At 40.8% G+C, this 21,612-nt stretch carries 21 protein-coding genes; 13 read left to right on the top strand and 8 right to left on the bottom strand.

The window, feature by feature from the left end:
• Nucleotides 1-114 precede the first annotated feature (114 nt).
• Nucleotides 115-1,542 (bottom strand): CCA tRNA nucleotidyltransferase, encoded by a 1,428-nt coding sequence (locus DW917_RS05565; RefSeq protein ID WP_118117061.1) that lies wholly within the window; start codon nucleotides 1,540-1,542, stop codon nucleotides 115-117.
• Between the two features lie 192 nt (nucleotides 1,543-1,734).
• Between DW917_RS05565 and DW917_RS05560 the strand changes: the two genes are divergently transcribed.
• From DW917_RS05560 to DW917_RS05540, 5 genes are all read left to right on the top strand, one after another.
• Nucleotides 1,735-2,292 (top strand): DUF1599 domain-containing protein, encoded by a 558-nt coding sequence (locus tag DW917_RS05560; protein ID WP_118117060.1) that lies wholly within the window; start codon nucleotides 1,735-1,737, stop codon nucleotides 2,290-2,292.
• 46 nt (nucleotides 2,293-2,338) lie between these two features.
• Nucleotides 2,339-4,402, top strand: a complete 2,064-nt coding sequence (locus DW917_RS05555; RefSeq protein ID WP_118117095.1) for a BT_3928 family protein — start codon at nucleotides 2,339-2,341, stop codon at nucleotides 4,400-4,402.
• Nucleotides 4,403-4,495: 93 nt separating this feature from the next.
• Complete coding sequence (locus DW917_RS05550; RefSeq protein WP_118117059.1) at nucleotides 4,496-5,164, top strand: SPOR domain-containing protein; 669 nt, start codon at nucleotides 4,496-4,498, stop codon at nucleotides 5,162-5,164.
• Between the two features lie 3 nt (nucleotides 5,165-5,167).
• Nucleotides 5,168-5,761: a GTP cyclohydrolase I FolE gene (gene folE / locus DW917_RS05545; protein WP_118117058.1), complete on the top strand. Its 594-nt coding sequence runs from the start codon at nucleotides 5,168-5,170 to the stop codon at nucleotides 5,759-5,761.
• A 74-nt stretch (nucleotides 5,762-5,835) separates the two neighbouring features.
• On the top strand, nucleotides 5,836-6,591 hold the full coding sequence (locus DW917_RS05540; RefSeq protein WP_118117057.1) for an exodeoxyribonuclease III: 756 nt from the start codon (nucleotides 5,836-5,838) through the stop codon (nucleotides 6,589-6,591).
• A 125-nt stretch (nucleotides 6,592-6,716) separates the two neighbouring features.
• Here DW917_RS05540 and DW917_RS05535 read toward each other — a convergent pair whose 3' ends face one another.
• On the bottom strand, nucleotides 6,717-7,223 hold the full coding sequence (locus DW917_RS05535) for a toxin-antitoxin system YwqK family antitoxin (RefSeq protein ID WP_118117056.1): 507 nt from the start codon (nucleotides 7,221-7,223) through the stop codon (nucleotides 6,717-6,719).
• 557 nt (nucleotides 7,224-7,780) lie between these two features.
• On the opposite strand from DW917_RS05535, the gene DW917_RS05530 reads away from it, so the two are divergent.
• The 5 genes from DW917_RS05530 to DW917_RS05510 are packed head-to-tail and all read left to right on the top strand — an operon-like array spanning nucleotide 7,781 to nucleotide 15,005.
• On the top strand, nucleotides 7,781-9,028 hold the full coding sequence (locus DW917_RS05530) for a zinc-dependent metalloproteinase lipoprotein (RefSeq protein ID WP_118117094.1): 1,248 nt from the start codon (nucleotides 7,781-7,783) through the stop codon (nucleotides 9,026-9,028).
• A gap of 42 nt (nucleotides 9,029-9,070) precedes the next feature.
• Nucleotides 9,071-10,354 (top strand): 3-phosphoshikimate 1-carboxyvinyltransferase, encoded by a 1,284-nt coding sequence (locus DW917_RS05525; protein ID WP_118117055.1) that lies wholly within the window; start codon nucleotides 9,071-9,073, stop codon nucleotides 10,352-10,354.
• A gap of 22 nt (nucleotides 10,355-10,376) precedes the next feature.
• A complete protein-coding gene (locus DW917_RS05520; RefSeq protein ID WP_022109864.1) occupies nucleotides 10,377-10,763 on the top strand; it encodes a hypothetical protein in 387 nt (128 codons plus the stop codon).
• 20 nt (nucleotides 10,764-10,783) lie between these two features.
• Entirely contained in the window at nucleotides 10,784-11,623 is an 840-nt protein-coding gene (locus tag DW917_RS05515; protein WP_022109865.1) for a metal ABC transporter permease, read from the top strand.
• A gap of 34 nt (nucleotides 11,624-11,657) precedes the next feature.
• Nucleotides 11,658-15,005, top strand: coding sequence for a tetratricopeptide repeat protein (locus tag DW917_RS05510; RefSeq protein ID WP_118117054.1), 3,348 nt, complete (start codon nucleotides 11,658-11,660; stop codon nucleotides 15,003-15,005).
• A 91-nt stretch (nucleotides 15,006-15,096) separates the two neighbouring features.
• Here the strand turns inward: DW917_RS05510 and DW917_RS05505 are convergent, their stop codons facing one another.
• A complete protein-coding gene (locus DW917_RS05505; protein WP_118117053.1) occupies nucleotides 15,097-15,699 on the bottom strand; it encodes a lysine exporter LysO family protein in 603 nt (200 codons plus the stop codon).
• On the bottom strand, nucleotides 15,696-16,007 hold the full coding sequence (locus DW917_RS05500; RefSeq protein WP_118117052.1) for a LysO family transporter: 312 nt from the start codon (nucleotides 16,005-16,007) through the stop codon (nucleotides 15,696-15,698). The genes DW917_RS05505 and DW917_RS05500 overlap by 4 nt, the downstream gene beginning before the upstream one ends.
• Nucleotides 16,008-16,239: 232 nt before the next feature.
• Between DW917_RS05500 and DW917_RS05495 the strand changes: the two genes are divergently transcribed.
• The gene (locus DW917_RS05495) at nucleotides 16,240-17,808 is read left to right on the top strand and encodes a bifunctional response regulator/alkaline phosphatase family protein (protein WP_118117051.1); all 1,569 of its coding nucleotides are present in this window, start codon (nucleotides 16,240-16,242) and stop codon (nucleotides 17,806-17,808) included.
• Nucleotides 17,809-17,837: 29 nt separating this feature from the next.
• A complete protein-coding gene (tsaE, locus tag DW917_RS05490) occupies nucleotides 17,838-18,248 on the top strand; it encodes a tRNA (adenosine(37)-N6)-threonylcarbamoyltransferase complex ATPase subunit type 1 TsaE (protein WP_118117050.1) in 411 nt (136 codons plus the stop codon).
• A 372-nt stretch (nucleotides 18,249-18,620) separates the two neighbouring features.
• Here the strand turns inward: tsaE and DW917_RS05485 are convergent, their stop codons facing one another.
• Together DW917_RS05485 and DW917_RS05480 are read right to left on the bottom strand one after the other, a co-directional pair.
• On the bottom strand, nucleotides 18,621-19,148 hold the full coding sequence (locus tag DW917_RS05485) for a hypothetical protein (RefSeq protein WP_118117049.1): 528 nt from the start codon (nucleotides 19,146-19,148) through the stop codon (nucleotides 18,621-18,623).
• A gap of 7 nt (nucleotides 19,149-19,155) precedes the next feature.
• Complete coding sequence (locus tag DW917_RS05480; protein WP_118064236.1) at nucleotides 19,156-19,359, bottom strand: hypothetical protein; 204 nt, start codon at nucleotides 19,357-19,359, stop codon at nucleotides 19,156-19,158.
• Nucleotides 19,360-19,957: 598 nt separating this feature from the next.
• Here DW917_RS05480 and DW917_RS05475 point away from each other — a divergent pair.
• Nucleotides 19,958-20,623 carry an ATP-binding protein gene (locus tag DW917_RS05475; RefSeq protein WP_158570071.1) on the top strand — a complete coding sequence of 222 codons (666 nt, stop codon included), beginning with the start codon at nucleotides 19,958-19,960 and terminating at the stop codon, nucleotides 20,621-20,623.
• Nucleotides 20,624-20,729: 106 nt separating this feature from the next.
• Here DW917_RS05475 and DW917_RS05470 read toward each other — a convergent pair whose 3' ends face one another.
• Complete coding sequence (locus tag DW917_RS05470; RefSeq protein ID WP_118117046.1) at nucleotides 20,730-21,227, bottom strand: DUF6169 family protein; 498 nt, start codon at nucleotides 21,225-21,227, stop codon at nucleotides 20,730-20,732.
• Nucleotides 21,214-21,357, bottom strand: coding sequence for a hypothetical protein (locus DW917_RS17180; protein ID WP_153082491.1), 144 nt, complete (start codon nucleotides 21,355-21,357; stop codon nucleotides 21,214-21,216). The genes DW917_RS05470 and DW917_RS17180 overlap by 14 nt, the downstream gene beginning before the upstream one ends.
• Nucleotides 21,358-21,612 lie beyond the last annotated feature (255 nt).

The following is a 21,612-nucleotide window of genomic DNA, read 5'->3' as shown; positions in this document are numbered from 1 at the left end:
GTATTTATAGTTTTCTTATAAATTAAACAAAAAAGTCCCCACCGATTATTCGTAAGGACTATTTTGCTTTTTATCTGTACAAGCCTATTATTTTTATATATAAACCCATATCTTTTATACATTCAACCCCATATCAGCAGCCTTTTTCATGAGCAATTCCATCAAAGGTTCCCGCTCGTTCTGCACCTTATTATCAAGTACCGCATCTTTCAAAGCCTGTTTGAGAAGTCCTACCTCACGGCAAGGATTCAGATGGAAAATCTCCATGATTTCGTTACCATCGATACATGGCTGGAGCAAACGTTTGTAGTCTCTTTCCTTCAGATCAACAAGTTTCTCACGCACCATTTTGAAATTATCGAGGAATCTCTGCTTACGTACATGGTTCTTGCTGGTAATATCAGCTTCACAGAGCGTCATCAGATCATCGATATCATCTCCAGCATCATTCATCAGGCGACGTACAGCACTGTCTGTCACCTCCTCATCAGCTATCACGATAGGACGCATGTGGAGTTCTACGAGTTTCTGCACGTATTTCATCTTGGCATCCATAGGCAACTTCATCCTGCGGAACATAGAAGGAATCATCTTAGCTCCTATATTATTATGGTTATGGAAAGTCCAACCAATACTGTTGTCCCAACGCTTACTCTTAGGTTTTCCTATATCATGCAGCAGAGCAGCCCAGCGAAGCCAGAGATTATCAGAATGTTTGCAGACATTCTCCAGAACCTCCATTGTATGATCATAGTTGTTTTTATGAGCACGCCCGTTGCGGGTTTCCACCTTATCAAGTGCACACAGTTCAGGAATAATCAATTCGAGCAACCCCGTATCCTTCAAATAATAGAAACCGGAACTTGGATGCTTAGCGAGCATAATCTTATTCAATTCATCAGCAATGCGTTCGCCGCTGATAATCTTCAGACGGTCGGCATTTCGCTTCAAAGCCTCATAAGTTTCCGGCTCTATCTGAAAATTAAGCTGGGTAGCAAAACGGACGCAACGCATCATACGAAGCGGATCGTCGGAAAAAGTAATATCTGGATCCAGTGGTGTAGCAATGATGCCATCTTCCATATCATATACACCATCAAAAGGATCTACCAGTTCGCCAAATCTTTCTTTATTCAGACAAACAGCCATGGCATTGATGGTAAAATCACGCCTATTCTGATCATCCTCTAATGTTCCGTCCTCCACAATCGGTTTACGAGAATCACGCTGATAGCTTTCTTTACGGGCTCCCACGAACTCCACCTCTGTATCTTTATACTTCACCTGTGCAGTACCAAAATTACGGAACACAGAAAGATGCGCCTTTTTGCCAAGCATCTTTTTCAATTCAGAAGCAACCTGGATACCACTTCCCACCACTACGACATCAATATCGTTGGAAGGACGCTCCAGAAAGAGATCACGTACATAACCACCTACCACATAACACTCCAGATGCAACGAATCCGCTGCATCAGAAATCTTATGGAATATATCTTTGTCTAATATTTGCGCCAGTTCGGCATTGGATAAATTTCTCATTATTTTTTCTTTTCGGGGTGCAAAGTTACTGCAAATTGAAGACAATACAAAATAAAAAAAGATTTTTTTTGTTTTTATTGTTAAGATGCAGCGTAACTTATTCAAAGTTACTGCAAATTATGTAAAATACAAAATAATTATTTGGCTATTTCATAATAAATGCGTAAATTTGCAGCGATTTTCGAAAATAATATGGCAGAATTATCAAAAACAGAACAGCAGTTTAAGGACGTAATGGTAGAGTGTCGCACCCTTTTCCAAAAGAAGTTGCATGATTATGGAGCTTCTTGGAGAATCTTGCGCCCATCTTCCCTTACCGACCAACTATACATCAAGGCGAAACGCATCCGCTCGCTTGAAATCAAGAAAGAATCCTTGGTAGGTGAAGGTATTCGCCCGGAGTTCATCGCACTTATCAATTATGGTATTGTAGGAATCATACAATTGGAAAAAGGGTTTGTAGATGAGGTGGATATGACAGCCGATGAAGCAATGGAGCTCTATGACCAGCATGCCAAGGAAGCTTTGGAATTGATGCTGAAGAAGAATCACGACTATGACGAAGCGTGGCGATCTATGAGAGTAAGCAGCTATACTGATTTTATTCTCACCAAGATACAACGCGTGAAAGAAATCGAAGATATTCATGGTGCAACTTTAGTTTCAGAAGGTATCGATGCCAATTATATGGACATCATCAACTATTCCGTTTTCGGTGCTATCAAACTGAAAGAGCAGGAAAAAGAATAAATCATCAATATAAAAATAGGTATAAAGAGTGAGTATCAGTAATCTTATCAAGAAGTTGACAGTCAACTTAGGAAGATTGATTGTTGCAGTGACCTTCATTTTCTCAGGATATGTGAAGGCCATAGACCCATTGGGCACTCAATATAAGATTACGGACTATCTCCAACCGCTTGGTTTATCTGGTATCGTACCAGACTGGATGACGCTGACCGCTTCTGTTGCTCTTTCCACATTGGAGTTTTCTATTGGCATTTTCTTATTATTTGCCATACGCAGGCGTCTCACTACCAAAATTTCACTTTTATTCATGGTGGTGATGACACTCATCACTACGTGGATAGCCATCGCAAATCCTGTCAAGGACTGCGGTTGTTTCGGCGACGCTATTAAATTGACCAATTTTGAAACCTTAGGTAAGAACATCATACTCTTGGCAATCTCCATCTTACTCTGGAGATTCCCACTGCAGATGGTCAGGTTTATCTCCAAGCCGACACAGTGGATAGTCATTAATTATACCATACTCTTTTCTGTGACCCTAAGTACCTGGAGTCTCTGGAGTTTGCCGCTCTTTGATTTCCGCCCATACCACATTGGTGCAAACATCGAGAAAGGCATGGAAATACCAGAAGGTGCCAAGCAGCCACAGTTTGAAACAACCTTTATCTTGGAGAAGAATGGCGAACAGAAAGAATTTACCATTGATAACTATCCGGACTCCACATGGAAGTTTATCGATTCCAAGACCATACAAACCGAAGAAGGTTACGTACCTCCTATCCATGATTTCAGCATAGAAGATACTAAAAACGGGGAAGACATCACACAGGAAGTTCTCCATGACAAGGGATACTCCTTCCTGCTCATCTCGCCCAACCTGGCTATGGCAGACGATTCGAACTTTGGTACGATAGACCAGATCTACGAATATGCAGAAGACCACGGCTACCGATTCATCTGTCTGACAGCAAGTACAGAAAAGGAAATCGCCAAGTGGCAAAACATCACGGGAGCAGAATACCCATTCTACACCACAGATGCCACTACACTCAAGACAATGATCAGGAGTAATCCGGGACTGATGCTGCTACACAACGGTACCATCATCCAGAAATGGAGCCATAATGAATTACCAGCAGAAGATTTGCTCGCCAAACCTTTGGAAAAGAGCGAATACGGCAAATTGCCAGCAGAAGGAATGGCAAGGAAAATTCTGCAAACCGTACTCTGGTTCCTACTGCCACTGGTATTGCTCACCATTGCAGACCGCCTATGGGCATGGTCAACCTGGTTAAGAGAAAAAGAAGATACAAATAAAATATTATCAACTTTTAAAAAGAAAAAGAAAATGAGAAAGAAAATTGTAGCAGGTAACTGGAAAATGAACATGAACCTGCAAGACGGTGTTGCTCTCGCAAAGGAAATCAACGAGGCATTGGTAGCAGAAAAACCAAACTGTGATGTTGTAATCTGCACTCCATTCATCCACTTGGCTTCTGTAGCTCAGGTATTGAATTCTGAGGTAGTAGGTCTCGGTGCTGAGAACTGCGCTGACAAGGCTAAGGGTGCTTTCACTGGTGAGGTTTCAGCTGAGATGGTAAAGAGCACAGGTGCTCAGTATGTTATCCTCGGTCACTCAGAGCGTCGTCAGTACTATGGCGAGACAGCAGAGATCCTGAAGGAGAAGGTAGAGTTGGCTTTGGCTAACGGTTTGAAGGTTATCTTCTGCTGCGGTGAGACTCTCGAGGAGCGTGAGGCAGAGAAGCAGAACGAGGTTGTTAAGGCAGAGTTGGAAGGTTCTGTATTCCACTTGAGCGCTGACGCTTGGAAGAACATCATCCTTGCTTACGAGCCAATCTGGGCTATCGGTACAGGTAAGACTGCTACTTCTGACCAGGCTGAGGAAATGTTGGCATACATCCGCTCTATCGTAGCTGAGAAGTATGGCAATGAGGCTGCTGAGGAGACATCTATCCTCTACGGTGGTAGCTGCAAGGCAAGCAATGCTCCTGAGCTTTTCGCTAAGCCAAACATCGACGGTGGCTTGATCGGTGGTGCTTCTTTGAAGGCTGCTGATTTCAAGGGTATCATCGACGCTTGGAAGAAGTAATTGCTTTCACATAACCATGCCTGTACCTCCCCCAAAAGGGACAGGCATGGTTCCTTCATTTTAGACATATAAACAAAACGATAAAAGAAAGTTATGAAACAATTCGTCCTACTTTTTACTATCATGCTCGGAATCACTGTTTCGAGTAATGGTCAGACCTATCTGGAGCACTTGCAAAAGAAGACACCAGGATTAGGTACTGTCACTGTGACCCAAAGCAAGGCTATAGACGAATTAATCAATGGGAAAAAGATCCCACAAGACGACAAAACTATCCCAACTACAACCCCAACAAAACACAATACTCCTGACAACCAGAAGAAAACTTCTGAGAATCAGAAGAAAACACTCCCAGACTCTGTAAAAAAGGCAGAGCACCACGAAGCTGGCAATGAAAAGACAGTTTCACACGAAAGTCCGAACAGAAAGACAAACACAGAAAAAGAAGAAAAAGAGACACCTATAGTGGACATGCGCAAGAAAGTGATGCGTGGCAGCTACAAGGTTACAGGATATAGAGTACAGGCTTTTGCTGGCGGCAACTCACGCAACGACCGTCTCAAGGCAGAACAGACAGGAAATGCCATCAAGATGAGATTTCCAGACCAGCCTGTATATGTACACTTTTATTCACCTCGCTGGATATGCAGAATCGGTAACTTCCGCTCTTTAGAAGAAGCTAAGAAGATGTTAGCTAAAATCCGAGCTATGGGCTACCGACAAGCTTGTCTTGTCAAGGGAAAAATAACCGTTCAATATTAGAAAATGAATCCAGAAACAGAATTTCGCGAGGGCTTGGATGAACTCGCAGCACATTACAAAGAAATCCTCAACCTGCTTGGTGAAGATCCTGAAAGAGAAGGTCTTTTGAAAACTCCTATGCGCGTAGCTAAGGCTATGCAGATATTAACCCGCGGATACAGTCAGGATCCCCGTAAAGTATTGACTGATGCACTCTTTGAGGAAACATACAACCAAATGGTCATCGTCAAAGATATTGATTTCTTCTCTATGTGCGAACATCATATTCTTCCATTCTATGGAAAAGTACATGTGGCTTATATCCCAAATGGCAAAATTACCGGATTGAGCAAGATTGCACGTGTAGTGGATATCTATAGCCACCGACTTCAGGTACAAGAGAGACTTACCCAGCAAATCAAGGACTGCATACAGGAGACTCTCAATCCACAAGGTGTCATGGTGGTCATTGAAGCCAAACACATGTGTATGCAGATGAGAGGTGTGGAAAAACAGAACTCCATCACTACTACAAGTGATTATAGCGGTGTATTCAATTCTCTCAATACACGACAGGAGTTCATGAACCTGCTCCGCGGAGAAAGCAAAAGAATCTAATATATAGTGCTTAATGTTTCGTGTTTACTTATGGGCACCAAACATTAAGCACTAAACATTAAACACTAAGTAATATGTTAAAGTTTATATCATGGAATGTCAATGGCTTGCGAGCATGCGTAGGTAAAGACTTTGAAAACCAGTTCAAAGAATTGGATGCAGATTTTTTCTGCCTGCAGGAAACCAAGATGCAAGAAGGTCAGCTCGACCTGACGTTTGAAGGATACAACAGCTACTGGAACTATGCTGAGAAAAAAGGATATTCAGGAACTGCTATCTATACCAAGCATCAACCATTAAGCGTAAGCTATGGTATGGGAGTGGAAGAGCACGACCATGAAGGAAGAGTTATCACACTGGAATATGAGAAATTCTACCTCATCACAGTTTATACTCCTAACTCCCAAACGGAACTGCGCCGCCTGGACTATCGTATGACATGGGAAGCAGACTTCCGTAAATTTCTCAAGAACTTAGATGCCAAGAAACCAGTTATCGTGTGTGGTGACATGAACGTGGCACATGAAGAAATAGATATTAAGAATCCGAAAGGCAACCGTAAAAACGCAGGCTTTACGGATGAGGAAAGAGAAAAGATGACCGAATTGCTGAATGACGGTTTCACAGACACATTCCGATACAAATATCCTGAGCAGGTTACCTACTCCTGGTGGTCATACAGATTTAAGGCAAGAGAAAAGAACGCCGGTTGGCGTATTGATTATTTCCTCGTATCAGACAGGCTTCAGACAAACATCGCTGACGCCAAGATACACACAGACATCATGGGAAGCGATCATTGTCCGGTAGAACTTGATCTGGACATTTAATACAAGAATCATATCATACAAGATTATACCAAAAATATAAAGGGTTACCATCCTCACGGACGATAACCCTTTTTGGTCATATCAACATAAAATTTTAATTTATATAAGAGAGATTTTATCGAATATTACATGAAAGCACGAATCTCAGAGAGAGGTTTCTTTTCAATTGTGCCATCCTTTTGAGTTACAGTGAAGTAATTGTGAACAGATTTACCGTTCTTGAACTGTACAACTGCCACACCACCTTCGCGAAGCTGCAGTGTAAAGTAACCTTCACGCTTGCCATTTACATACTTGCCGTGCCATTTTTCCTTACCATTCTTATAGTAAGTGGTCACCTCACCATTGAAGACAGTATTTCTATCATTTCCTAAATCGATGAAGCTATATCCACCTTCAGCTCTCAAATTACCATTCATATAGTAATCCTTGAAAACATCCTTCTTATTGATGCCAGAACCGGTGGTCATAAGGAGTCTGTAGTAACTTGCCTGATTAGCATTTGCTACGTTGCTCATATTTTCAGCATAGAAAATGGTATCTGCAACAACAGTAGCCTTTTCGATGTGCTTGCGACCAAAGCTTGCAATGGTCAGCATCACCATCATAGAGAGTAATATTATTCTTTTCATATCTTTACGTTTTTAGGTTTTACTTTCTTTTTCTGATGCAAAGATAGGCAAAAAAACGATAAGTTGTATATTTTATTAACGCAATTTTATTATATTTTTTCACCTACTTTTGATTTAAATCAATTTTAGCTTTAAAACAGCAAAACTGTAACTTACAACATAAATTCCTAACATTTTGTAAAGTCTAAAATCTACAAAATGGTAATTTTTCAGCGATTCACTAACATATTGTTAAGACCCAATAACATTTATAATCTATAAAAAAATGCAGACTTACTGATGTTAGTATAATTTTGTAAATATATATCATCAAAGATATACTTTTGAAAGGTAACCACCAAAATAACAAACATTTTGGTGTATTTTATCACCAAAAACAGGCAAAAAGTAGAACTTTCTATGATTTTGATACGTTTGTTCATCAGGAAAAACACAAAATAAGAAGGTTATTTTCCATATTATCAATAAAAAGATGGACTTTTTAATGATTTTATAACTGAATAAAGATTATTTTTTGTACTTTTGCAGTTGGTTTATTATATTAATAAGGTATGCGCATGAAGTATTACATATCTATCATCTTTGCTCTGGTAGCTCTGACTTTCTCATCTTGTAAAGAGTCAGAACCAGACCCATTCTATTCAGACAATGAACAAGACCATGACAGTGATGAAATTATAGGAGACGATTATATCTATCATCTCCCTGTAATCTTTCATGTACTGTATCAGGATGAAAATGCCGTAGATGAAAACAATAAAAGGAATCAATATGTATCTTACGACCGTCTGAAAACAATACTGCAAAATGTCAATGACCTCTATGCAGGGAAATTATATAACTTTGGTGAGGGGGCAGATATGCCAAGTGAGAACATACATGTGCAGTTTGAGCTGGCCCTCTACGATGAATCTGGCAAAAAGCTGAAGACCCCAGGAGTGGAATATATCAAATATTCGGGGGAATATCCTATTGATTGCAACAGTTTCATGAATCAAACCAAAAAGAAAAATAAGATTATATGGAACCCGAATGAATACATCAACGTCATGGTGTATAACTTCAAGAAAACAAAAGACAACAGCATAACGCTTGGCATCAGCAACCTACCTTATAAGCAAAACGGCTATCCCGCAATAGATGGTTTGAAGGACGCAAGAGGTGCCATCAATAAGAACAGTTTGTCTTTTGAATACTGCGTATCCATCAACAGTTCCTATATCAACCAAGAGTCATCCAGATATACTGCCGCAGATCACGGATACAAAGAATACACCTATGATTCTGGGGACATCAATGTCACACTGGCTCATGAACTGGGACATTATTTAGGTCTCAAGCATGTGTTTGCTGAGAAAGATACAGACACAGGAAGCGAACCTAATGAAAGTTGCACAGACACAGACTACTGCACAGACACCAAGAGCTATAACAAACCTGCCTACGACAGATGGCTGATTTCATATATTGAACAGCATAAGCAGGCGGGTAATGACCTTGTGATGAAAGAACTCATCAAACGCTCCAATGATTCGGGAGAGGAATGGGATTCTGACAATTTCATGGACTATGCCGTAAGTTTGAGCTTCAGATTCACACCTGAGCAGAAATACCGCATGAGACAGGTTCTTTATTACAGTCCGCTGATTCCTGGTCCGAAAAAGATTAAAAACGACAATTACGGTACAAGAAGTCAGGACAATGACGAAGATATCGACTTGCCAATCTGTCTGGCTATAGAAAAGGCTATTCCTGTGGAAAGAGCTTCTTTCAGAAAAGAAATACATAGTACTAACAAAAAATAAAGGATGGGATTCACCATCATTTCAGAAATAATAAAAAATAAGATGAAATACAAGATAAAAGCACCTAAGGCACTCAACGCCACCATCAACTTGCCCTCCAGTAAAAGCATCAGCAATCGAGCCCTCATCATCCATGCCATGACGGGCGGTAAGATTCAGCCATGCAATCTGAGCGATTGTGATGATACAGAAGTGATCATCAATGCCTTGAGAAACATGCCTGAGGTGATAGACATCAAGGCTGCCGGTACTGCCATGAGATTTATGACAGCCTACCTCAGTGCTACTGAAGGAGAACATACGATTACAGGAACAGAAAGGATGAAGAATCGTCCTATCGGTGTTCTGGTGGATGCACTCCGCTATTTAGGCGCCGACATCGAATATGTAGAAAAAGAAGGCTATCCCCCACTCCGCATCAAAGGTCATGCACTCGAAGGAGGTCATCTGGAGGTTGTAGGAAGCATCAGTTCACAATACATATCAGCTCTTCTGCTCATCGGTCCGATTCTCAAAAACGGATTGGAACTCAAACTTACAGGAGAAATTGCATCAAGACCCTACATCGACCTCACCCTGTGGACCATGTGCGAATTTGGAGCCTCAGCAGAATGGACAGACGTGGACACAATTGTCGTAAAACCTCAGCCATACCAAGAAAGAAAGTATCTGATCGAAAACGACTGGAGCGCATCTTCCTATTGGTATGAAATGATGGCATTGAACGGAAATATCGATTCTGAAATCAGATTAGAGGGCCTCATGGATGGTTCCAAGCAAGGTGACTCTGTCGTCAAATACATCTTCAGCCTTCTGGGTGTCAAGACCGAGTTTGAGAACATTCAAAATCCAGAGGATAGAGATGACAAGGCAAACATACATACCAGCGCACCGACAACCGTTACGTTGAAAGCCCACAGATGTCTGCTTCCACGATTGGATTATGACTTTACCGGTTCACCAGACCTTGCCCAGACATTTGTAGTTTGCTGCTGTCTGATGGGAATCAAATTCAAGTTTACCGGTCTTGCCAGCTTGAAAATCAAGGAAACCGACCGCATCGAAGCACTCAAGAAAGAGTTGCGAAAAGTAGGCTATGTGATTCAAGACGAGAACAACAATACACTCATCTGGGATGGCGAAACCTGCGAACCAACCTACGAAGCCATAGATACCTATGAGGATCATCGCATGGCCATGTCCTTCGCACCAGTTGCCTTCAAGTTACCTTATCTGGAAATCAACAATCCAGAAGTGGTAAGCAAATCCTATCCACATTTCTGGGAAGACCTGAAAAAAGTAGGATTTGAGATCAGCGAGGTATAATAATCACAATAAAAGATATCGAATGATTTACCTGATTATTGCATTGGTTGTCTTAGGACTGGCAAGCGCACTAATAGGACTTTTCACCCAACGGAAAGGAGAAGAAGAGCCCCTAAAAGAAGGCGTTTCGTGTAACACCTGTAATGGAGAAAACACGAAATGCGAGCAGGAGTGCATGATGGAAGCTGCAACCAAAGAGATAGAATATTATGATGACGAAGAATTAGACACGTATAAAGGACGTGCGGCAGATGATTATTCCGAAGAAGAAGTTGAACAATTCGCTGAAGTCTTATATACAATGAAGCCAGAGGAAGTGGCTGGCTGGAACAGAAGCCTCATCCTCAGAGGCATCAACTTGCCAGACCAGTTGAAAGATGAAGTCATCAGTTTTTTAAGCGAGGATTGAAAAAGAATATTTTATAGGAAATGAACATTCTACAATATACATTTTTTCAGAATGCCCTCTTGGGCGCCTTCCTTACAAGCATCCTGTGTGGAATCATAGGCACTTATATCGTAACCCGCCGATTGGTATTTATCAGCGGGGGTATTACCCACGCATCATTTGGCGGAATAGGAATTGGCGTATTCACTGGTACCAATCCGATTCTGGCAGCCATGATCTTTGCCATATTGAGCGGATTTGGCGTTCAATGGATGTCATCCAGAAAAGATGTCAGGAAAGATTCTGCCATCGCCATGTTCTGGACCTTGGGAATGAGCGTAGGAATTATCTGCTGCTTTCTCACGCCCGGCTTCATGCCAGACCTTCCTTCTTTTCTCTTTGGCAGCATCCTGACGATAGAAGGTTCTGACTTATGGCTATTGGGCATCCTGACATGTATCACCATCGCCGTATTCACCTGTTTCCTCCGTCCGATTCAGAGTGTAGCTTTCGACAGCACCTTTGCACGCTCGCAGCACTTGCCGGTAGCGGCGATAGAATATCTGATGATGACACTCATTGCCATGACGATTGTTGCTTCATTGAAAATGGTGGGCATCGTACTGGCTATCAGTTTGCTGACAATTCCGCAGATGACAGCCAACCTGTTCACCTATAATTATAAGCAGATGATTTTTGCCAGCATCATCCTGGGATGGATAGACTGTATCATCGGACTCTATGCCAGTTATGTGCTGAATGTTCCATCAGGAGCCACGATTATTTTTGTCAGTATCATGGTTTTTATGCTCAGTAAGACAATAAAAGCCCTACAAAACAAGTTGTATAATAAAGACAAGCTGTCACTTGAGAAAAAGTGATAATCAGCAGACAACATTCTAAAATCATACAAGAGTGAAACAAAATTATCTCCGACATATCATTCCCCTATTATCAATTATACTTCTAATTGGTATTGGCAGTTGCTCTACGCAGAAGAATACAGCGAAGAGCCGCTGGTGGCATTCCTTCAACGCCCGTTATAACACCTATTATAATGGTACGTTAGCCTATATTGACGGTTCATTGGAAAAAGAGAACGGCAATAAGGACAACTTCACGGAGATGATTCCTCTCTATACCGTAAGCAATAAAAACAGCCGCGAACTGGGAAAAGGCAATTATGAGAAAGCCATCACCAAGTGTGAGAAAGCGATTCATCAACACAGTATCAAGAAACGTCCGGAATGGAACAAAAACCGTCGCAAAACTGAAAAAGATATTGAATGGTTGAGCCGTAAGGAATACAATCCGTTCTTATGGAAAGCATGGTTGCTGATGGGACGTTCCCAATTTTTCAAAGGCGATTTCGAAAGTGCTGCAACCACTTTCTCCTATATGAGCCGCCTCTACTCCACCCAACCAGCCATCTACGGCAGAGCAAGGGCCTGGCTGGCTAAATGTTATATCGAACAAGGATGGCAGTATGATGCAGAGGACGTAATCCGTAAAATGCAAAGAGACAGCATTCACTGGCGTGCCCAGAAAGAATGGGACTATACATACGCTGATTACTATATCCATACAGGAGACTTCGAACAGGCTATTCCCTATCTCCGCAAAGTAATCAAGCACGAGATGCGACGCAAGCAAAAGGCGCGCGAATGGTTCCTCTTAGGACAGTTGCTTGCTGCCACTGGCAAAAAACAGGAGGCCTACAAAGCCTTCAAGCATGTCACACGTCTCAATCCTCCATACGAACTGGAATTCAACGCCCGTATCTCCATGACAGAGGTGATGGCCAGAGGAAATGCCAAACAGATGATCAGCCGTCTGAAACGTATGGCTGCATCAGACAACAACAAGGAATACCTGGACCAGATATACTACGCAATAGGTAACATCTATCTCAACGAGAAAGATACCGTCCAAGCCATCTCTGCTTACGAAAAAGGAAATGCCAAGGCGACACGCAGTGGTATTGAGAAAGGTGTGCTCTTGCTTCATTTAGGCGACTTGTACTGGGGTATGGAAAAATACAGTGATGCCCAACGCTGTTACGGAGAAGCCATCGGCTTGCTTGATAAAGACCGTAAAGACTATAAGATTCTTGCAGAACGTTCTAAAATACTTGATGAATTAGTTCCTCATACAGAAGCTGTCCACCTGCAGGACTCTCTCCAGGCTCTTGCCAAGATGAGCGAAAAAGAAAGAAATGCAGCCATCGACCGCGTAATAGATGCGCTCAAGAAGAAAGAAAAAGAAGAAAAGAATAAACTGGCAGAAGAAGAAAGCAACCGTCAACAAGCAAAAAACGGTGGAAATGCCTACAGAAACCACAATTCGAACAAGAACAACAATACATCAACAGGAAATATCGGACAGAAAGGACTCTGGTATTTCTACAACCCTATAGCCGTAAGTCAGGGTAAGACCCAATTCCAACGCCTATGGGGCAAACGAGAAAATGTAGATAACTGGCAACGCATCAACAAGACGGTGGTCAGTGCGCCACAAGGTGCTGAAGAGATGACAGACGAAGTAAGAGATTCTCTTGCCAATGTAGCCATCAAGGAAGATTCTCTGAAACAGATTACAGACAGTGCACAAAACGATCCACATAAGCGAGAATATTATCTGGCTCAGATTCCTTTTACAGAAGAACAAATAGAAGCCAGCAACAAGCTGTTAGAGGATGGACTGTTGAATTCCGGCGTTATCTTCAAGGATAAGTTGGATAATCTTTCCTTGAGCGAAAAAGCACTCAGAAGATTGGAAGACAACTATGCTGATGACTTTGAGCACATGGACGATGTATATTACCACCTCTATCTGTTATATTCCCGAAAGGAAATGCCGGTAGAGGCAGAACGTTATGTACAGAAACTGAAGGAGAAATATCCTGAAAGCCAATGGACAACATTGCTTACAGATCCATACTACAAAGAAAATGCCCAGTTTGGTGTTCATATAGAAGACTCTCTTTATGCGGCAACCTACGAGGCATTCAAGGCAAACAGATACCAAGAGGCTAAGGCCAATGCACGCATATCTGCCGAGCGTTTCCCACTGGGAGAAAACAGGGATAAATTCTTGTTTATCGGTGGATTAAGCAAGCTCAACGATGGTGACGCCAATGCCTGCATCAAGGATATGCAGGAAGTGGTAGAGAAATATCCGAATAGCCGTATCAGCGAAATAGCGGGTATGATAGTCAATGGAGTCAATGCGGGAAAACGACTGCATGGTGGAAAGTTTGACTTGGAAGATGTATGGAACAGAAGAAGTGTTGTACTCAATGACCAGGATTCCACCCAACAGAAAGCATTCACCAATGAACGCAATGCCAACTTTGTATTCATGCTTGTTTACCAGCCAGACTCTGTGAATGAGAACCAGGTGCTCTTTGAAATGGCTAAATACAACTTTACCCATTACCTTGTGCGCAATTTCGACATGAATATCGAGGAGCAAGATGGGCTGCACAGAATGATTATGTCAGGATTCAGAAGTTACGATGAAGCATGGCAATATGCACATGCGCTGTCGGAGCAGACTGCTATCATCCGCCATCTCAACAAGGCTCGAGCTATCCTCATCAGCGAACAAAATCTCGAACTCTTAGGCACACAGTTCACATATAATGAATACGAGAAGTTCTATCAGAAACACTTCGCTTCACTCAAGTTGAAACAGAATGCCGCACCTCTCTTAACGGAGCCTACAGAAATCGTGACAGAGAAGAAGAAAATAGAAGAGACTGAAGCCGGTGATGAAGAGATACTTGACGACAAGAATGATATAGACAACTCATTAGAAATCAAGGAAGATGTTGCACCAAGCATCAGCAATGAGTCTATAGAAATCAAAGAGGAGAATACTCAAACCGGAAATAATAACGGCATTGAAATCAAAGAGGACATCAACACAGAGACTCCAAAGAAAAATAATTCTGAAAAAGAAACTGAAGTTGAAAGAAATGAGGATGAGATGATTGTAGTTGATCCTAAAGTAGAAGAGCCAAAACAGGAGACTCCAACGAAGGAAACTCCAAAGCAAGAGACCATAAAGAAGGAGACTCCAAAGAAGGAAATCCAAAAGAAAGAACCTCTTGAGGAGAATGAAGATATCTTCTATTTCGATGATGACACAGAAAACACTCAGAAGCAAGAAAATAAGAACCAGAAATCCAAAGAGGAGAAGAAAGACAAAGATGACAAATTTGACTTAGAAGACGAATATTTTGATTTCGATGGTTTTTAAAGAAACAATATGGCAGACTTTCCCAGAATAAATAGCTGGAGAAGTCTGCCATTTGTATTTTTAAATCATTCCTGATAAATTACAGAACTGATTATAGAGAGCAGAAAAATGTAACCAGGAATGGTACTGAAAAATCAACACAGAAACCATGAAAGATGGAAACGATGATGAAGTTCTCTCCCGACACGCGGGTAATAATAGGCAACGTAGTATCCATTGTGGTGGCGCCACCTACGCTGATAGGTGCCAACTTACCGAAATATCTCGCCAGCAACGGAGCGGCTAAGAGCGTCAGAATTTCACGGCTAATATTAGCAAGAAGAGCGATGGTTCCAAGTTCGGCACCACGATATTCAGTAATAAAAATACTTGAAAGGGAATAATAACCGAATCCTGAACCGATAGCCAAACAGTCGGTAAGCTGACGGTGACCTAATACCAGAGATACGGCTGCACACCCTGCTAAAGTACCCAAAATAGTCATCACCGGAAGCATCATCAAACGAGGATTCACCTTCTTGAAACTCTTCAAAATAGAAGTATCACAACCGATGCTGACACCCACACAGAACATCAGGCAACAGAGCGCAATATAACTCACATCACTATCTAAAAAACTGGCAGGAACTACATCACACAATCCAGCGATGATACCTAAGACAAAGAAACCAACTATAATCAAGCTACCTTTCATGCCTTACCTCCCTTCTCCGTATCAGCGGAACCAGAAGACTTCATCTGTTTAGCAGTAACATACTTCCACAATGCCCATGCAAAAAGCACACTGCCCGCACTACCACCAAAAGTAAGAACCACGGCTTCGAGACCTAAGGTCTGAATACCTCCTATGATACGAGGATTGGAGCCAACTTCAATACCAAGCAGGAACAAGAGTATCCATATCAACGCCGTGATGATGCGACCTAAAAAACTCATTTTCTTATTACGGAGCAGATAACCTGTACCTATTCCGCAAAGCATTATCAATACAATTTTGAGCATTGTTTCTTGATTTCTTCTTATTTTTTTATTTGATGAATAATTGGATTAATAAACTGATTCTTGGATAAAGAACGGAATCTTCACCTAATTATTATATAAAAGTAGAGGAAACATACGAATATCCAAAAGAATCATACGAATAAAAACTTTCCTTAACATTAACATACTTTAATAGCATTCTTCTGCCAGTATTCAATTATTCTTTGTACTTTAGCGCCTAAAAAATAAAAACATGAGTAACGGTTTATTACTTTGGGTAGATGACGAGATAGAACTTCTCAAGGCGCATATCATATTTCTGGAGAAAAAGGGATATGAAGTTATAACTGTGAGCAATGGTCCGGATGCTATCGACCAGTGCAGACAGCAGACCTTCGACCTGATTCTCTTAGATGAAATGATGCCAGGACTTAGCGGATTGGAAACTCTTCAGCAAATCAAGGAAATCCAACCAGCTACCCCTGTAGTCATGTGTACCAAGAGCGAGGAAGAGAACATCATGGACCAGGCTATCGGTTCAAAAATCGCAGACTATCTCATCAAACCGGTCAACCCCAGCCAGATATTGCTCTCTCTCAAGAAGAACATACATCGCAAAGATATAGTCACAGAAGTAACCCAAAGCGGTTATCAGCAAGACTACCAGCAAATCGCCATGCAAATCATGGATTGCCGGACAGTACAGGATTGGGTAGAAGTATATAAGAGACTGGTAAAATGGGAACTTGAACTGAGCGACACCGAGAGTTCAATGACAGAACTGCTTACCATGCAGAAAGAAGAAGCCAACATCGGATTTGCCAAATACATCACCAAGAACTATTTGGAATGGGTAAATCCCAAGAATATCGGCAAGACGATAGAAGGTAAGCCCGTCATGAGTCCAGACATCTTCAAAACCAAGGTTTTTCCAAAACTGGATCAGGGTGAAAAGATATTCCTCATAGTTATCGACAACTTCAGATATGACCAATGGAAAATGTTGGGACAAGATATTGGAGAACTATTCGATATCGAGGAAGACATGTATATGAGTATTTTGCCAACAGCCACCCAGTATGCACGCAATGCAATATTCAGCGGTCTGATGCCAAACAAAATAGCAGAAATGTTTCCTGACCTATGGGTAGATGAAGATCAGGAGGAAGGCAAAAACCTCAACGAAGAGCCTCTCATCCAAACCCAGTTGGAAAGATTCAGAAAGCACTACACATTCAGTTATCACAAGATAAATGATTCTGCAGGAGCCGACAGATTTCTGGATAAATACAATGAATGCAAGAATAACGACCTCAATGTACTGGTCGTAAACTTTATTGACATGCTCTCACATGCACGTACAGAATCTAAAATGGTGAGAGAATTGGCAAACAACGAATCTGCCTATCGCAGCATTACACAGAGTTGGCTGAGACATTCAGTTCTTGCAGAACTATTCAAACGTTTATCGCAAGACGAATTCAAGGTCATCATCACCACCGACCATGGAAGTATTAGGGCTTCAAAACCTATCAAGATAATAGGAGACCGTAATACCAACACCAACCTGCGCTATAAGTTAGGCAAGAATCTTGCCTACAATGCCAAGGAAGTGTTCACAATCAAGGAGCCACATAAAGCACAATTGCCCGCTCCGAATCTGAGCACAACTTATGTATTTGCGTATGGTGATGCCTTCTTTGCCTACCCCAACAACTACAACTACTATGTATCCTACTACAAGGACACATTCCAGCATGGAGGCATATCTATGGAAGAGATGCTGATACCACTCATTACATTGACACCAAGAAGACGTTAGAAAAAGAAAACAAGAAAAGGAAACAAAATATGAAAATCAAAATTGATTCATTAGAAAACATCCATGCTGCAGCCAAGGAATTTCTGGCCAACATGGGTGATGGTAAAGTCTTTGCCTTTTACGGAAAGATGGGTACTGGTAAGACCACATTTATCAAAGCTATCTGTGAAGAATTGGGAGTAGATGATGTCATCACATCTCCTACATTTGCCATTGTCAACGAATATACCGCAGGGAATGGCGACCCAATCTATCACTTTGACTTCTATCGTATCAAAAAGATAGACGAGGTCTATGATATGGGATATGAGGATTACTTCTATGGAGGAAACTTATGTTTTCTGGAATGGCCAGAACTGATAGAAGACCTTCTACCAGAAGATGTGACAAGAGTACATATTCACACAGAAGAAGACGGAAGTAGAACCGTTGAATTCTGATACTTTTTGGGGGCATGATAGCCCCATTAAAGTAGCAAACTATAACGAAGCGCTTTATTAAGGTCTAATAAAGCGGTAAATTTACTACTTTGTTATGGATATGTCTATATAATATGTTTTATCCCTCCCTGTACCCACTTTTATTTTTCCCTGCCCACGGAAAAATTCTTGCGTGGGCAGGGAGAAAAAAGATCTGATGCATCGGTCATGGATATGACGGGGCTGACGGCAGAGGAGATAAAGCTGCTGAAAGCGGAGATGTAGATTACGACTATCACCAAATAATCAAGGGTCTATACACCCTTTTGTCGAGGTGTATAGACCCTTGTTGCTTTCCCGTAATCAGATATATACTATAAACCTAATTATGTTTTAATGACGAGAGAATAGTTTTTTTACTGCAACAGTAATTCTTTTGGCTAAATCATCACAATCAGAACAACTGTTCTTATTAATCAGAATATACAAAGACTCATTTTCTATTGCATAATGCTTGAATAATCTTTCAGATACCACAGACGTAGTGAATTTCTTATATACACGAAATCGTCTTGTCGCCATTCCTAATTCATCATTTTCATCTTCTGCACCAACAAAGAAGAATGAGGCTTTGCTATCTCTTTTCAATACATCAAGCATAATATGGAACAATGTATAGAAAATAATTCTTGGCTCAAAAGTGTTAGTCCGAAGACTAAATTTCAATTTACTATTCATATTCGCCTTATCAAAGAACTTCACACAATAAGCATGTTCCTGATAACGTTCAACTCTTACAATATAAGAATGATGAGATTTAGCAGACTTGAATCTATATTGCAAAGTTTCAATCAGCCATTCATCAGCACTATCCCTATCTATCATTTGAAAGACGAATGGATAACCTTCACTTTCTTCCATATTAATTTCAAATTAACTGTTTATAGACAGGGATGCGGATTTTGTCTAATTGTTCTGTTGTCAGAGCCTTAACATCATCGTTAACCGTAAAATACACTGTAGGATATCGGTACTTACCATTAGGCATAAGTACCTTTGTTACCTGCTTGATAATCTCAACCCCATCAAGCGTAACTATCTTAGTCTCTGTTTTATCTACTATCTTTCCCATAAGCAGAATTTTTGTTATTTGATTCATTGGCTATGCAAACAAACGCAATGAAAACTTGTTTTCAAATAGCCAAGTGCAGCATTCTGCTGCAAAGATACACCGCTTTTTTGTAACTACCAAATTATTCGTGAAGAAAACAACATAAAACACAAAATTCCGACTCTTTCGGCATCCGTATCATATCCCAAAAGGGCTGCAAACGGCATTGTTACCGTCTGTATGCCATCCACCATATCATAAAAATATAATAGCGAAAATGTAGATTACGACTATCACCAAATAATCAAGGGTCTATACGCCACCCGTTCATCGTGGCATATAGACCCTTGTCGTTTCCCGTGAGGCGCAATGTGTACCAAACCTGTTAATTATAAGTAATAAAAACAAAAAATCTATCGTTTTTGTTACTTATGCGAAACAAAAAGAGTATCTTTGCGAAAAGTTTTACTCGTATGAAACAAAAAATATTAGAAAGACTCGGGTATTCCAATCGTATCGAACGCATGTTTGGACGTGGAATGATGATGCTTCCTTGAACCTGTATCTGCAGTATGGCGGGCTCCCTCAGTTGCGCAGTTTAGGATTGGAAAATACGGATTTGGTAGAAGATTATCTTGATAATGTGTATAATACGATAGTACTTCGTGATATCATAGAGCGAGAAAACATCAGAAACATACCATTGTTGCGAACGCTGCTGAAGTTTGTGAGCGATAATATCGGTAAACAATTCTCAGCAACGAGTATTGTAAAATTTCTGAAAAGCCAGAACACCGAAACGTCTGCCAAGATGATTCTCACGTATTTGGAGTATTTAAGCAATGCTTTTATTATCGATCGAGTTAACAGATACGACATTCATGGCAAGCGACTTTTCGAGTTAGGCGACAAGTTCTATTTCGAAGACCTGGGAATCAGGAATCATATTATAGGTGGCAACAGGCGTTTTGATATCGAAAAGGTGATGGAAAACGCTGTATATATCCATTTGTGCAGGATGGGGTATAAAGTATATGTTGGTCAGATGTATAAGGCTGAGATTGATTTTGTTGCCGAGAAAGCGGATAGTGTGGCGTATGTGCAAGTTACCTATCTGCTGGCTTCTGAGGAAACGGTAGAGCGTGAATTCGGCAATTTGAAATTGATAAAAGACAGTCATCCCAAATACGTAATTTCTATGGATAGGCTTTACAGTCAAACCAATATTGATGGCATTAAACACATTCATCTGCGAGATTTTCTGAAAATGACTACTTTGGTTTGATGCCAGGTAGATTATGAATATCTCCATATAATCAAGGGTCTATACGCCACCTGTTCATCGTGGCATATAGACCCTTGTCAACCAAGTTAATTGCAGATTTACTATATTATTCGGGCTTTGTATCAAAGAAACCGATAAACTCATCAAAATCTCGAAGAATGTCATTCAACTTAGGATTACTCTTTTGAACTATAATGGCTATGTAATTGTCAACTTCTTCATCCCTAAGAATAGAAACCTTGACACAAAAACGATCTCGTTTATCGAATTCGTTAAACCATCTGGTAAAAAGGCGAGCTCGCATAGCCTGTCTGCTATCACCCGTTTCACATTGATATAGAAGTATATCGGGATTCGTAAGAAAGAATTCCTCTATAATACATTGTATAGTTGCTTTAACTTTAGAATCGTTAGGAGAATTCTTCTTGTTTTCATTGAGAATGCCGAATTCATACGCTTTTTCATCCTCCCAAATATTATTGTTTTCTACAAATTCTATTCGATACTGAACACCATAATCTGTTAAGAACTTATATGATCCATTATCTATCCAGACCTTATAAGGAGAATGAAAATTGAGGCGAGTTAAGTTAAAGGCATGCATAACAGTCTGCAGCCTCCTCTCGGGCTTTAGCAAAGTCTATTTGAGCCTTTGCTTCCATTTCTTTTTTACGTCTAACCATATCTCGTAATACAGCAATTGCTTCTTCACGAGTTTTAATTTTTAAAGCCATACTTATTCATTTTAAAGTTCTACTTCTTGTTGGTTGCAAAGATAAGCTTTTATTTTGAAAGTGCAAAGAAAACGGGAGAAAAGTTTCGGGAAAAGTTAGGATTTCAAAACCACTGCCCACACACCCATATCATCCACCCAACAGGTATCAAGACACGATGAAGGGTCTATACGCCCACCTCTCATCGTGGCATATAGACCCTTGTCGTTTTCCCGATTCCTAAGACATAACCAAATTTTTGAGCAGTTTTTTGTG

The organism is Prevotella sp. AM42-24, assembly GCF_003461825.1.
Taxonomy (GTDB): Bacteria; Bacteroidota; Bacteroidia; order Bacteroidales; family Bacteroidaceae; genus Prevotella; species Prevotella hominis.
This window is presented reverse-complemented; position numbering and strand designations above follow the sequence as displayed.